This is a genomic window from Eubacterium callanderi (genome assembly GCF_900142645.1).
GTDB lineage: Bacteria > Bacillota > Clostridia > Eubacteriales > Eubacteriaceae > Eubacterium > Eubacterium callanderi.
This window is the reverse complement of the sequence record NZ_FRBP01000002.1, coordinates 125,825-139,017: the sequence shown is the minus strand read 5'-3', so window position 1 is coordinate 139,017 and position 13,193 is coordinate 125,825. Positions and strand designations below refer to the sequence as shown.

At 48.4% G+C, this 13,193-nt stretch carries 12 protein-coding genes and 1 riboswitch; of the genes, 9 read left to right on the top strand and 3 right to left on the bottom strand.

Translation table 11 applies throughout. The annotated features are described in order from the left end of the window. Nucleotides 1–45: 45 nt before the first annotated feature. Nucleotides 46–810 carry a DeoR/GlpR family DNA-binding transcription regulator gene (locus BUC22_RS02890; RefSeq protein ID WP_013379671.1) on the bottom strand — a complete coding sequence of 255 codons (765 nt, stop codon included), beginning with the start codon at nt 808–810 and terminating at the stop codon, nt 46–48. 186 nt (nt 811–996) lie between these two features. Between BUC22_RS02890 and BUC22_RS02885 the strand changes: the two genes are divergently transcribed. The 3 genes from BUC22_RS02885 (at nt 997) to BUC22_RS02875 (ending at nt 5,017) form a co-directional block, all read left to right on the top strand. Then, complete coding sequence (locus BUC22_RS02885; RefSeq protein ID WP_013379672.1) at nt 997–2,667, top strand: ribulokinase; 1,671 nt, start codon at nt 997–999, stop codon at nt 2,665–2,667. A gap of 181 nt (nt 2,668–2,848) precedes the next feature. Next, nucleotides 2,849–3,547 carry an L-ribulose-5-phosphate 4-epimerase gene (gene araD, locus BUC22_RS02880; protein WP_013379673.1) on the top strand — a complete coding sequence of 233 codons (699 nt, stop codon included), beginning with the start codon at nt 2,849–2,851 and terminating at the stop codon, nt 3,545–3,547. Nucleotides 3,548–3,634: 87 nt separating this feature from the next. After that, nucleotides 3,635–5,017 carry a sn-glycerol-1-phosphate dehydrogenase gene (locus BUC22_RS02875; RefSeq protein WP_013379674.1) on the top strand — a complete coding sequence of 461 codons (1,383 nt, stop codon included), beginning with the start codon at nt 3,635–3,637 and terminating at the stop codon, nt 5,015–5,017. A 47-nt stretch (nt 5,018–5,064) separates the two neighbouring features. Here the strand turns inward: BUC22_RS02875 and BUC22_RS02870 are convergent, their stop codons facing one another. Next, on the bottom strand, nt 5,065–6,105 hold the full coding sequence (locus BUC22_RS02870) for a YdcF family protein (RefSeq protein WP_013379675.1): 1,041 nt from the start codon (nt 6,103–6,105) through the stop codon (nt 5,065–5,067). Nucleotides 6,106–6,193: 88 nt separating this feature from the next. Further along, complete coding sequence (locus tag BUC22_RS02865) at nt 6,194–6,868, bottom strand: DUF3786 domain-containing protein (protein ID WP_013379676.1); 675 nt, start codon at nt 6,866–6,868, stop codon at nt 6,194–6,196. A gap of 117 nt (nt 6,869–6,985) precedes the next feature. Here BUC22_RS02865 and BUC22_RS02860 point away from each other — a divergent pair, with 117 nt between their 5' ends. From BUC22_RS02860 to BUC22_RS02835, 6 genes are all read left to right on the top strand, one after another. Continuing rightward, nucleotides 6,986–9,343, top strand: a complete 2,358-nt coding sequence (locus BUC22_RS02860; RefSeq protein ID WP_013379677.1) for an ATP-dependent DNA helicase — start codon at nt 6,986–6,988, stop codon at nt 9,341–9,343. Between the two features lie 504 nt (nt 9,344–9,847). Further along, nucleotides 9,848–10,105, top strand: coding sequence for a hypothetical protein (locus BUC22_RS02855; protein ID WP_013379679.1), 258 nt, complete (start codon nt 9,848–9,850; stop codon nt 10,103–10,105). Nucleotides 10,106–10,276: 171 nt separating this feature from the next. Continuing rightward, nucleotides 10,277–10,867, top strand: a complete 591-nt coding sequence (locus BUC22_RS02850; protein WP_013379680.1) for a hypothetical protein — start codon at nt 10,277–10,279, stop codon at nt 10,865–10,867. Between the two features lie 60 nt (nt 10,868–10,927). Continuing rightward, nucleotides 10,928–11,446: an O-acetyl-ADP-ribose deacetylase gene (locus BUC22_RS02845; protein WP_013379681.1), complete on the top strand. Its 519-nt coding sequence runs from the start codon at nt 10,928–10,930 to the stop codon at nt 11,444–11,446. Further along, nucleotides 11,430–12,650, top strand: coding sequence for a Card1-like endonuclease domain-containing protein (locus tag BUC22_RS02840; RefSeq protein WP_013379682.1), 1,221 nt, complete (start codon nt 11,430–11,432; stop codon nt 12,648–12,650). Before BUC22_RS02845 ends, BUC22_RS02840 begins: the two co-directional genes overlap by 17 nt. Before the next feature lie 13 nt (nt 12,651–12,663). Then, nucleotides 12,664–12,927 carry a hypothetical protein gene (locus BUC22_RS02835; RefSeq protein ID WP_013379683.1) on the top strand — a complete coding sequence of 88 codons (264 nt, stop codon included), beginning with the start codon at nt 12,664–12,666 and terminating at the stop codon, nt 12,925–12,927. Nucleotides 12,928–13,076: 149 nt separating this feature from the next. Next, nucleotides 13,077–13,171: riboswitch (glycine riboswitch) on the top strand. Nucleotides 13,172–13,193: the final 22 nt, after the last annotated feature.

Sequence of the window (13,193 nt, the reverse complement as noted above, 5' to 3'; positions counted from 1 at the left end):
TCCTAATGCTATTATAGCATATTTGCGAATTTGCGAAAACGAAAATTATGCCAGAATGATCTCAACACCCATATCCCGGTATAGCTTTACAATGTCAGGGTCTGCGTCAGAGTCTGTGATCAGTGTGTCGCCGGATTTTAATTTTCCTACACAGACAAAGTCATCCTTTCCAAGCTTGTCGGAATCGGCCATAATCACAAGTTTCTTTGAGATTTCAGCCAGCACTTTATACAGTCCGATTTCCACCAGACTCCCGTGGTGCAGAGAGCCGTCTGTGCCGATGCTGGTTACACCGATGTAAGCTGTTTCAAACTTAAATTCCCGGATCATTCCCTCTGCAAAACTGCCGGTTGTTGCTAGGGTGTTACTGCGCAGTTCACCTCCGATGATGATAATGGATATATTTGTGCGCTTGCTGAGCTCAAGGGCTGTGTTGAGACCATCGGTCACAATAAGCAGACGTCTGGAATTGTCCAGCTGCCGCGCCAGGGTAAAGACAGTGGTGCCGGAGCTCAGAAAAATCTTCTGACCGTCTGAAATCATGGCAGCGGCTCTTCTGGCAATGCGCTCTTTATGTTCGGTATTTGTGTTTAAACGCACATAAAGAGGTTTTTCCAAAAGAATATCTGTATTGTTTAAGACAGCACCGCCATGTGTTCTGGAAATTTTTCCTTCATTCTCCAATTTATCAAGATCTCTGCGAATCGTCATTTTGGTAACGCCAAAAAGATTACAGAGCTGTGAAACCTCTACACTGCCGTGTTGTTCCAAAAGTTGTAGAATTTGTTCCTCTCTTTGTTCTTTTAACATCGTTTATGTCTCCTTTATGTGCTCTTTTGTGTCACTTATCTATAGAATAAACCATTTTAGGATTAATTGCAAGTAGCTTAAAGGTAAACGGTTGACTTCTATTATAAAATGTGCTATTATACAAACATAAAGTATCCAAACGAACATGTTAAAGGTTCATTTAAAACATGAGGAGGAATAACAAAGATGGCAAAGTATGTAATCGGTATCGACTTCGGTACGCTCTCCGGTAGAGCAGTTGTGGTCAATGTAAAAACAGGGGAAGAAATTGGCTCGGCATTTTACAATTATCCGCATGCGGTAATGGACAGAGAGCTGCCGGATGGCACAAAGCTGCCAATGGACTATGCACTCCAGCATCCGCAGGATTACCTGGACGTTTTCAAGAACGCGGTTCCGGAAGTTTTATCACGCACACAGGTAGACCCGGCAGATGTTATCGGCGTAGGGGTTGACTTTACAGCATGTACAGTCTTGCCGGTAAAAGCTGACGGCACACCTATGTGCTTCTTAGACAAATATAAGAACGACCCAATGGCGTATGTTATGATGTGGAAACATCATGGCGCTCAGAGCTATGCCAATAAACTGACTGAAATTGCAGAACAGCGCGGAGAAGATTTTATGGCCCGCTATGGCGGCAAGGCGTCATCTGAATCCATGACACCGCGTCTGTGGCAGATCTGTGTTGAAGACCATGAATTATATGAAGACATGGATTATTACATTGAAGCTGGCGACTGGGTAATCTGGCAGCTGACCGGAAAACAGACCAGAAACTCCTGTGCAGCAGGCTACAAGGCTTTATATCACAAAGTAGACGGTTATCCGTCAAAGGATTTCTATAAAGCACTCGACCCACAGTTTGAAAATGTGGTAGAAGAAAAATTAAACTGCCCAATCTCACCGATCGGCAGCAGAGCAGGCGAAATTGACACAAAGGGTGCCGCGCTGACAGGCCTTAAGGTTGGTACCGCTGTGGCCATTGCCAATGTCGATGCTCATGCAGGTGTACCGGGTGCCATGAAACAGGCCGGTCCGGACCAGATGCTCATGATCATGGGGACATCCACCTGCCACATGCTGATCTCTAAAGAAGAAAAAATTGTGCCCGGCGTCTTTGGCGTCGTTGAAGATGGTATTCTGCCAGGTTATTTTGGATACGAAGGCGGACAGAGCTGTGTAGGGGATCATTTTGCATGGTTTGTTGACAACTGCGTTCCTGAAGAATACGCTAAAGAAGCAAGAGCACGCGGCCTAAACCTGCATCAGATTTTAACCGAAAAAGCTGAAAAAATGGCGGTCGGTGAAAGTGGACTCATCGCGCTTGACTGGTGGAACGGCAACCGCTCCGTCCTCCTCGACAACGACCTGACGGGTATGATGCTCGGTATGACACTGCAGACAAAACCAGAGGAAATGTACCGTGCATTAATCGAAGCAACCGCTTATGGTACCAGAGAAATTATTGAAAACTTTGAAAAATGCGGTGTAACGGTCAATAATCTGTACGCAACTGGCGGCATTGCCATGAAGAATGCCATGATGATGCAGATTTACGCCGATGTTACCAGAAGAACGATCCGCATTGCGGGCTCTGAGTATGGCCCGGCCCTTGGCGCTGCGGTTATGGCTTCTGTAGCAGCAGGCGCTGCTGAGGGCGGCTACGATTCTGTATTTGAAGCTGCTCAGGTTCTGGCCAATGAAAAAGATATTCTTTATACACCAAATGAAGAAAACGCAAAAGTATATGACAAGCTGTTTGCGGAATATGCCATCTTGCACGATTACTTCGGCCGCGGCGAAAACGACGTAATGAAACGTCTGAAAGCCATCAAGGCAGAAGCAGCTAAATAGTCAGTAAAAGTCATTCCCCAAACAGGGGAATGACTTTTTTTGTCCCAAATTATTTGTTTTTTGGAGGATTTTATCAATTTACAATTGACGAAATGTTAAAAATGTGCTATTATAAAAACATAAAGTAACAAAAAGAACATTTGAAGATCGACAGAAATTTTTAATCATTTAGGGAGGAACCATGTTAGAAGAACTGAAACAGCAAGTTTATGAAGCCAATATGCTGCTGCCGGAGTATAAGCTTATTACCTTTACCTGGGGTAATGTATCCGGTATTGACCGGGAAAAAGGTCTGATTGCCATTAAACCCTCCGGTGTGGAATATGACAAGCTAAAGCCGGAAGATATGGTCATTGTCGCGTTAGAAGATGGTAAAGTGGTAGAAGGAGACCTGAATCCATCCTCCGATACCGACACACATCTTGAGCTTTACCGTAAATTTCCGAATATCGGCGGTGTGGTACATACCCACTCACAGTGGGCGACCATTTGGGCTCAGGCAGGAAAAGATATTAATGCTTACGGAACAACCCATGCTGATTACTTCAATGGCCCGATCCCCTGCACGCGTGTTATGACCGATACAGAAATTGAGGGTGACTACGAGCTCAATACTGGCAAGGTTATTGTTGAAACCTTCAATGATATGGACATCAATCCCGATTATATGCCAGCCGTCCTGGTTAAAAGCCACGGCCCGTTTACCTGGGGGAAAGACCCGCACGAGGCTGTCCATAATGCGGTTGTTTTAGACCAGCTGGCCATGATGGCCTTCTACACCGAGCAGCTGGCTGGCGGCGCGTACCCAATGCAGGATGTGCTTTTAAACAAACATTTCTACCGCAAGCATGGCGAAAACGCCTATTACGGCCAGAACTAGAGAACCCAAATCTATGATTTTATGTTTCTTAAAAAACAAATTAAATATCTGAATCTAACCTATTTATAATATTAAAAGGAGAAAAACATGAGTTTTAAAGAATTATCCATTAACGAATTGATTAACCACGAGTTTGATTGCAGCTGCGGCAAAAAACATATCGCAAGCATCGAAAATATCGCCATCGGCAAAAACGCTTTAGACAAACTGCCAGGCATTATGGAAACCCAGAAATTAAAAGACGGGAGCATCCTGAGTAAAAGCGATAAGGTTTTTATCGTGGCCGATGTCAATACCTGGGAAGTAGCCGGTGAACGCGTTGAAAGTATGGTAGTGCAAGCAGGCTATCCTGTTGAAAAATATATTTTCCCACATAAGAGCATGCACGCAGAAGATAAATACGCCGAAGAAATGAAGGAACATTTACCGGCTGATACCAAGCTGATCATTGCCATTGGCTCAGGCTCTTTAAATGACTTAACCCGTTATGTCGCGTTTGGCGCGGGACTGCCGTATTATATTGTGGCGACGGCACCATCTATGGATGGCTACGCTTCAAACGTTTCTCCTTTAGTTCATAACAATCTTAAAATCACCTATTCCGCAGAATGTGCCAATGCCATCATCGGTGATACCGATATTCTGGCCACTGCACCGGATGTCATGATCGCGGCTGGTTTAGGCGATGTTTTAGGTAAATATTTAGCCATCAACGACTGGAAAATGTCTGAGCTGATCAACGGCGAATATTACTGCCCAGAGGTCGGAGAGCTGGTGCTCTACTCTGTTAAAAAATGTGTGGATACGGTGCCGGGCCTCGTGAATAGAGAATCCGACGCGCTTCAGTACCTGATGGAATCCCTGGTGCTCATCGGGATTGCCATGAGCTATATCGGTTTCTCCAGACCGGCGTCTGCCTCCGAGCATCATATCTCCCACTTCCTGGAAATGAAGTCCATCTTCAAGGGCGAATACGGCCAGCTGCACGGCACCTGTGTTGGCATGGCAACCTGCATCGTCAGCGATATGTACGCAAAATTCCTGACCATGCCTTTCGACTATGATAAAGCACGCGCGCACGCAGAAACCTTTGACTATGACACCTGGGAAAAGGAAATCAAGCGTTCCTTTGGCTTGGGCGCAGATGAAGTCATTAAACTTTATAAGCAGGTACATCAGAATGATCCTGAAGTGGTTGAAAAACGCATTGACAGCATTCAGAATAATGAAGCGAAGCTGGTGAGCCTGATGGAAGACGTGGTGGCAGATACCCAGAAAGCGCCGCAGCTGTTAAAAGCCCTCCACGGTCTTACCAGTCCGGCAGAGTTCAATGTAACAAAGGAAGAATTCAAGGATATTTTGATGTATGCCAAAGAGCTGCGCAACCGCTATGCTGCACTTCAGTTCTTCTATGACATGGGTGTTCTTGAAGAATTAGCGGATGATATTATTGAAAAATATATGAAATAAAGCTTTAATATAAAAAGGACAGACGATCGCGTCTGTCCTTTTTCAGTTTACAGAAGACCCATGTTTAAAAAGACAAGCTGGGGAACCATGGTACAGAGGACCAGAGCGGCAAAGACGATGGCGTAGGTCTGCCGGTTCATTGAGAGCACCCCGATGAATTCTCTGAGAAAGGCGTTTGGAAAATAGTAAAACGCTGTTTTTGCGGGAACACCAGTAAAGTCAAGCTCAGCGTCACGGGCATAAAGACTGGCACGGAGAACGTGAAAGCTGCTGGTTACAAATATGCCCCGGGCATTCGGCTTAAGCCTGTCAATGATCGCCTTGGAAAACAGCATGTTTTCCCGGGTGTTTCGGGAATGCTCCTCCACTAAAATATCCGATTTATGATAGCCTTTGGACAAAAGGTAATCCTTCATTACCAAGGCCTCCGAAACCGATTCATCCATTCCTTTACCGCCAGAGACAACAAATTTTGCTTTCTTTCCAGTCATTTCCATCTGTTTTTCATAAAAAGCAATGGCCCGGTTCAGGCGCTTGGCCAGAAGCGGTGTAACCTTGCCGTCAATCACCCGACAGCCCAGGATCAGAATAAAATCCTCGTTGTAGGAAGGCTTGTTGAAGTAGTAAAGGGCAGAGGCATTGGCAAAGCTGATAAACAGAAAGCCGAAAAACAAAACGACAATCGCCAGCATGGAATAGATCAGTGGAATGACAGGATTGACATTCATAAAAAAGGGAAGTGTGTAGAACAGTATCAGCGCGGCAAGCATGATGAGTCCGAGAAATAAGGGTAGAAAATTGCTGAGCCGTGTTCCCTCGCGCGATACCATCCGCTGCCCATTGATCATCAACGCAATGCTTGAGAAAAGCAGCAGCAGGGGCCCCATTAAAAATATCAAAGCGACGATTCCCAGTATGACCCAGATAACCGGGCTGAGAGGGGACATCAACGCATAACCGCAAAGCCCCAGCAGAAACAGGGCAAGGAGGACTGTTATCAAAATGCCGCCGGCAATGGGGCGCCTCTGCTTATAATACAGACGGTAAAACAGGATAAGGATAATAATGGCAGGTATTAAAAAAATCATGGCATTCTCCTGATTGAAATTTATTTTTATAGTATAAATATACCCGCCCTTATGAAAATAAAGCAGACATTTTGACGACCGGTAAAAATTACCGGTCGTCATCAGCTGTTTTTTTAAGCTTCAGATAGTACTGCTCCTGAAGCAGATCCGCCACCAGGTTGCAAAGAGCCACACTGTCTTCGATGTGCATCTGGTCACTGATGGTGGCGTCAAAAAGAAGCTGGAAAGCACCCGGGAAGTCCTCATCACCTGCCCAGAACTGGATGCGGGCAGGAATACGCGGCGCAAAGAACCCCTGTGCACAGAGATCCGCCTTATCCGGGATGATCGAAAAGCCGATTTCCGGCAGACTGGCTTTCAGTATTTCAGGATCACAGCGGTCATAGAAAACACCCATGGGTTCAATGACATTTTTCCGGATGTTCGGGTAAAAAACAGCGCCTCTAGGCTGATCCTTATAGGAAATCCATCTACCCGAAAGAGGAAGCTCCACAGCGCGGGAAAAATAATTGAGCGCGATGAGCCGCCAGCTGATCTCAGGCTTTTCGGCCGTGCCTGCAAAAAACACATCACCATCCGGATAGGGAATCATCAGGGGCTGGCCAAAGCAGACAAGGCTGAAAACCCCTGTTTTTTCGTCATAAGCGCAGCCGGTGTTTTTTTCGATGACCACAGGGTCAAGGGCGCGCAGCTTACGCCGGCTTTCATCAAAGGCGCCGCGGTAGGCACCCTCCTCGGGGCGGCTTTTCATATAATCGTACATGGTATGATACCTCGCTTTGTAAGTTATGCCCATTATAGCACGCCGGAGCAGCAGAGGCAATTTCACATTGTGGCGGGTTTATGCTACAATAGCTTTACCGAGAAAGGAGGGATGAGCATGGCCTATGAGGTGGTAGAGCTTTCGGTGCGGGAGCTGGTAGAATTTATTATGCGCTCAGGCAGCATTGATAGCCGTTTTGGTGGCTTTGACCGGGCAGCAGAAGGAGCGCGTATCCATCGAAAACTGCAAAAAGAAGCCGGAGAGCATTACCGGGCAGAGGTCACTCTGGCAGAAACCACAGATGTGAAGGGCTTTACCTTTAAAATACAGGGCCGGGCAGACGGGATTTTTGAGGAGGATGGCATTATCGTCATCGACGAGATTAAAACCATCACCAGAAGCCTGGAGGACATGGATGAAGACAGCCGTCCAGTACACTGGGCTCAGGCTAAATGCTACGGCTATATCTACGGCAGCCAGCAGGGGCTTGACTTCATTGATATCCAGCTCACCTACTATCAGATAGATACAAAAGAAATCCGCCGGTTCCGTAAAAGCTTTTCCGTCGTCGAGCTGGAGGATTTCTATCTTGCCCTGTTAGACGCTTATATCCGCTGGGCAGAGATGCAGCGCCAGTGGGTCGAAAAGCGGGATCAATCCATCCATGCTTTAGCTTTTCCTTATAAAACCTACCGCAGAGGCCAGCGGGAGATGGCTGTGGCTGTTTTTAACACCATCAAAAAGAGCGGTAAGCTTTTCTGCCAGGCGCCCACTGGCATCGGAAAAACCCTGTCCACGCTGTTTCCCTCTGTCAAGGCCCTGGGCGGCGGTATGGCAGAAAAGCTCTTTTACCTGACAGCCAAGACCATCACCCGGCAGGCTGCTGTGGACGCCTTCACACTCATGAAGGAAAAGGGTCTGGCGCTTCGGACGGTCACCCTGACGGCCAAGGATAAAATTTGCTTTCTGGACGAACGCAGCTGTAACCCAGACGACTGCCCTTATGCCGACGGCTATTTTGACCGTGTGGGCGATGTGCTCTATGAGGTGCTCCAGCAGGATACCGTCTTTTCAAGAGAGAATATTGAGGCCATCGCCCTTGAGAATAATCTGTGCCCCTTTGAGTTTTCGCTGGACCTTACGCTCTGGTGCGACGCCATTATCTGCGATTACAACTATCTCTTTGACCCGCTGGTGGCCCTGAAGCGTTTTTTTATAGACGAGAAAGGGGACTACGTCTTTCTGGTGGATGAGGCCCACAATCTGGTAGACAGGGCAAGGGAAATGTACTCGGCTGCTCTTAGGAAATCCGATTTTCTGAACCTTAAAAGACAGCTGACCAAAACGGACAAACGCCTGAAGGAGCCCCTGAACAAGGTGAACCAGGCCATGATCGACCTGCGCAAAAGCTGCCCGGACAGCCGGTCCCGCATCAGCAGGGAGGAGCTTGGAGATTTTAACGAGCTTCTGGGCTTCTTCTGCTTTGCCTGCGAGGATTGGCAGAAAAAACACCCGGACCACCCAGCAGCCGACGCGGTGCTGGAGCTTTATTTTCAAGCCCGGACCTATTTAAAGATCGCCGAGTTTTACGATGAGCACTATATTACCACCATCCACACCTACGGCAGCGAGGTGATCGTGAAACAGGTGTGCCTGGACCCGGCGCTGCTGCTGAGGGTAAGGCTGGCCTGCGGCAGGGCATCCGTTCTCTTTTCAGCCACCCTCACCCCTCTGGAATATTTTATCGCTGTGCTGGGCGGCGAGGAGGAAACCCCGCGCTACGAGCTGCCCTCCCCCTTTGACCCGTCAAAGCTTGGTATTCTGCTGGCAGATACCATCAGCACCCGCTATGTGGACAGAGAAGAGAGCTATACCCCCATCGCCGAAATGATCGCTGCCTTTGCGGCAGGGAAAAAGGGCAATTACATGGCATACTTTCCATCCTATGCCTACCTGAGTGCAGTCTATGAAGTTTTTGGAGAGCGTTTTCCAGACATCCGGTCCATGGCACAGGAGCGGGATATGGACGAGGCCGCAAGAGAAGCTTTTCTGGAAGCCTTCGACGCCGAAAATCCTGAAACCCTCATCGGATTCTGTGTGATGGGCGGTATCTATTCCGAGGGGATTGACCTCAAGGGAGACCGCCTCATCGGAACCGTTATCGTGGGCGTGGGCCTGCCGCAAATCGGCGATGAGCGCAATATTATCCGGAATTATTATGACGATAAGCAGGGCAGCGGCTTTGCTTATGCCTATCAGTTTCCTGGCATGAATAAGGTCCTCCAGGCCGTTGGACGCGTCATCAGGGATGAGGCTGACCGGGGCATGGTGCTCTTTATCGACAGCCGGTTTTCAAGCAGCGGCTACCGCCGGCTCTTCCCGCCGCATTTGTCCCATTATATAAAGGTGAGAAATGCAGAGGACGTCCGGCAGGAGACCCGGGCCTTTTGGAATGAAAAGGAAGAAAATGAGTAAAGTGTAAAAAATAAACGCGTATTCCGTGATAAAATCAGGGGAATACGCGTGTTTTTTATGGTTGAAATAGCGGCGGAATTGTTCGTGGACTTTTAGTAGTCTGCGAACTTTTTTGAAATTTTCGCTTAAGAAAATGATTTGTTTTTCAACTGCGTGATTTATTATAACATTCCCTCCTTGGCATAAGCGAGTTGCTTCGATAAAAAAATATAGATTAAATGCAAAGTTGTCAGCAAAATAATTTTTTGCAATTAAATCCATGCTTTCCGGGACACCCACCCGGCAAGCGAAAGCATACTACAATGCCTTTCGCCTTCCGGTTTTTTATAACCCCCAATCCGCCCACCGCCCGCCGAATACAAAAAATCAAAACCAAAGGAGCCCCATGATGACCATCCACCTCCCCGAATCCCACTACACCTTAATCCCCCTCATCACCCCAGAGGACACCCCGGCCCAGGCCATTCTCAAAGCCCCACCCCGGCCGCGCGGTCGCTTGTGGAAATGATGATCAAAACGACCGGAAAGGTACCGCGTTTGTATGAGCTAAATCTTAACGAAGGCCTTGAGCTGCAGTGCCAGAACGATATCCCGATCAACAGAGAGGTGCTGGAGACCGCCCGGCTGTCCACGCTGCTTCAGGCCTACTGGCATCTGCTGATGTATTACAACAACAAGGCCGCCCAAAAGGGCGTGAGCCCGGCGGCAGTGACAAAAGCATACAAACGGGCTCTGCTCGCCATGCGGAAGAAAGCGGCTTGATTCGCCGGTTTAACTCTGGGGTATAAACCTTTACCCGCATTGATTTTTTTTAGCCGATGGGGTATAATGAAAAACGATAGAGGGCAGGGCTGAGGTTTTATTCAGGTCTGCCTTTTTTCATAAAATGATGGGGAAGCAAGAAAAAATTTCCGTTACGGAAAGGAATACAAAATGACCGTTCAATTTACAGATCAGTATATTTTCAAAAATGAAGCATATCATATCACAGCCTTGGAAAATCCGCTGGTGTTTGATCCTTCGGATTACGGCGCTTTTCCAGTATCCTTTTGTCCAGCCTGCGCCAGGGGTTTTTATGGGCAGTACGGTCTGCGCGAGGGCCGTCTGTGCCTGAGAAACCTGTACATGACCACCTTGGGCCATTACCCGGAAATCAGGGGCGTGGCTCCAGAGGCCAACAGCCAGGACTTTTTTCTGAGCCTGTTTAAGGTTTACCGGGGCGTCAATATCCCGGCAGCCTACAGCGGCGGTATGTTTATTGGGCGGGATCTGGTGGAGGATTTTTATGAATCCACAGGTGTTCAGAAGCATTATGCCTACAAGGATGTGTATCTGCTCAAGTTTAAGGACGGACGCCTGAAAAGCGCCCGGGATTATTCCGATAAAATGCAGAAGATCCGGGATGACATTATTTGTGATACCAATTATTTCTATTATGATGAGACGTCCTTTTCCTTTGTGCGCAATCCATCGTATGATTCGCCCTATGAGGTTAACTGGGAGGATCTGATCAAACAGGAATAGGATGGGCAGGGATGCATGTCTGGATAATTTTATGTGAAATGGAAGCAGAGGAGGAAAAGGATGGGAAACATTGAACTTTTACTGGGCGATATCACAAGGGATTATGGTGTGGACGCTATTGTCAACGCGGCCAACAGCTCGCTGCTGGGCGGCGGCGGTGTGGATGGCGCCATCCACCGTGCGGCCGGGCCGGAGCTTCTGGCAGAGTGCCGGACTCTGGGGGGATGCGCCACCGGCGGGGCGAAAACAACCAGAGCATACCGGCTGCCCTGCAAATATGTTATCCATACAGTCGGGCCGGTGTGGCACGGCGGCGGACAGCATGAGGCAGCGCTTTTGCGGGATTGCTATGGGAACGCCATGATGCGGGCTCAGGAAGCCGGCGCGCGGTCGGTGGCCTTTCCATCGGTTTCAACCGGGGTGTACCATTATCCGGTGGATCAGGCGGCCGCCATTGCGCTGAAGACCGTTCAGGATTTTTGGGATGCCCATGCGGACAGCTTTGACCGTATTCTGTTTGTTTTGTTTGACGAACGGACGCTGGCGGCTTACAAAAAAGCCTATGAAGACCTTAATTGAGCTTTATGATCCGGCCCATCCGGTCAAAAATATTCTGGCGGCGCTGATCTTTAAGCCGGAAGTTTTGATATTCATCGGCCTGAAGGGCAGTCTTACTGACCGGGTCCAGAGCCTTGTTGAGCGTCTGCTTAGACGAAAGGGCATTGAGGCAGAGCTGCGCTTTATGGAGCCGGATTTAAAGGACGGCAACCGGGTGGTGCGGATGCTTGAGCAGATTACCTGGGAGCATGCGGACTGTGTTTTTGAAATTTCCGGAGGCCCGGATCTGCTTCTGGCCCTGGTAGGGCATTTCTGTGCGCTGCGCGGTGTTCCGCAGCTGTATAAGGATGTGGACAGTCAGGAGCTGATCTGGATTACCAGTGAAGGAGAGCGGCGTGAGCCGCTGGTGCTGCCAAAGCTTGATATCAGCGATTTGCTGCTGGCCTACGGCGCGCGTCTGGAACGCACCGACCATTATTATCCAAACCTTGGCGACGCGGCTCAGGAGGCCTGTATTGGCAGGATATGCCAGGTTTTTCTGCGGTTTCTGGAAGAGTGGCCCCATGTCAGCATCTGGTTCCAGTATGTGTGCCGCAACGCAGCTGAGGAGGAGCACGCTTACGATTGTCTGGAGGTCAGTGAGAAACGGGATGGCCGTGTCAATATGCTGCTGCGGCAGTTTAAAAATCTGGATGTGTTTTACGCTTTGCAGAAGGCGGGTGCGATTCACGATCTGGCTATTGACAGCCGGCGCGTCTGCTTTCGGTTTGAAAATACGGAAATCAGGCGGCTTCTCACAAACCAGGGGGTCTGGCTGGAGCTCTGCACTTATCTGAGCGCCGCCCAGACCGGCGGTTTCGATGATCTGGTTATGAGCGCTGTCATCGGCTGGGATTATGAGAATAAGAATCATTATCCGCAGAATGAGATTGATGTGGTTTTGCTGAAGGGGATCCGGGCACTGTTTATTTCCTGTAAAACCAGCATCACCAAGCGTTCTCCCTATGATTTATATGAGATTAAGACACTGTGTGAGCGCTTTGGAGGAGACATGGCACAGGCTGTCCTCATAACTGCGGACAATTGTCTGAATACAAATCACAGCCTTTATATCCGGGCAAGGGAGATGGGCATCGTGATTTTGGATATCAATACCATTAAAAAGGGAAATCTTGGCAGGGAGTTGCTGAAAATCGCAGCAGGGCGTTACCATTTCCCGGAATAGGAGAAGATCAAAAATGGATGAGCAAAAAAAGCCGTTTCTGGTGGTTGGGGTTAAGGGACAGCAATATGTATATGAGACGGAGGAAAGTCTGGAATACAGCGAATACAGAAAGATAAAGGCTATTGCGGAGAGCGCCGCCCACTACGCAGCCAACGCGCGGTGCGTCAATCCGGATGTGCTGGCTTTTCAGTTTACAACAAGGGTAAGGGAGGAGCTTGGGGTGGTTCTTATACCCGTTCCTGTCTGGCCTCAGATTGCCGTGAAATTCAAAAAATAGAGAACAGCAGATTTTGGTACCCCCTGTGTGCCGGATCTGCTGTTTTTATTTTTGTGCATATTTGTTTTTGTCTTTGTTGAAAAGACTATTGTCTTTTATTTTAAGGTGTGGTACACTTTTATACGTTGCCTTAAGAAAGGCTTAAGATGCAACAAAACTCTGGAGAGTCTCTTTTAAAAGAGCGCCGAAGGTGTACCCCCTGTTTTCAGGGCTATCTCTCAGGCAAAAGGACAGAGCAGTTATTTTGCTTTTGTTCAACTCCAACG

Bases quoted from the DNA above. Each gene is read 5' to 3' on its own strand.
- BUC22_RS02885 (WP_013379672.1), top strand. From the start codon at position 997: ATGGCAAAGTATGTAATCGGTATCGACTTCGGTACGCTCTCCGGTAGA.
- araD (WP_013379673.1), top strand. From the start codon at position 2,849: ATGTTAGAAGAACTGAAACAGCAAGTTTATGAAGCCAATATGCTGCTG.
- BUC22_RS02835 (WP_013379683.1), top strand. From the start codon at position 12,664: ATGGATGAGCAAAAAAAGCCGTTTCTGGTGGTTGGGGTTAAGGGACAG.
- BUC22_RS02890 (WP_013379671.1), bottom strand. From the start codon at position 810: ATGTTAAAAGAACAAAGAGAGGAACAAATTCTACAACTTTTGGAACAA.
- BUC22_RS02845 (WP_013379681.1), top strand. From the start codon at position 10,928: ATGGGAAACATTGAACTTTTACTGGGCGATATCACAAGGGATTATGGT.
- BUC22_RS02875 (WP_013379674.1), top strand. From the start codon at position 3,635: ATGAGTTTTAAAGAATTATCCATTAACGAATTGATTAACCACGAGTTT.
- BUC22_RS02865 (WP_013379676.1), bottom strand. From the start codon at position 6,868: ATGTACGATTATATGAAAAGCCGCCCCGAGGAGGGTGCCTACCGCGGC.
- BUC22_RS02840 (WP_013379682.1), top strand. From the start codon at position 11,430: ATGAAGACCTTAATTGAGCTTTATGATCCGGCCCATCCGGTCAAAAAT.
- BUC22_RS02870 (WP_013379675.1), bottom strand. From the start codon at position 6,105: ATGATTTTTTTAATACCTGCCATTATTATCCTTATCCTGTTTTACCGT.
- BUC22_RS02855 (WP_013379679.1), top strand. From the start codon at position 9,848: ATGATGATCAAAACGACCGGAAAGGTACCGCGTTTGTATGAGCTAAAT.
- BUC22_RS02850 (WP_013379680.1), top strand. From the start codon at position 10,277: ATGACCGTTCAATTTACAGATCAGTATATTTTCAAAAATGAAGCATAT.
- BUC22_RS02860 (WP_013379677.1), top strand. From the start codon at position 6,986: ATGGCCTATGAGGTGGTAGAGCTTTCGGTGCGGGAGCTGGTAGAATTT.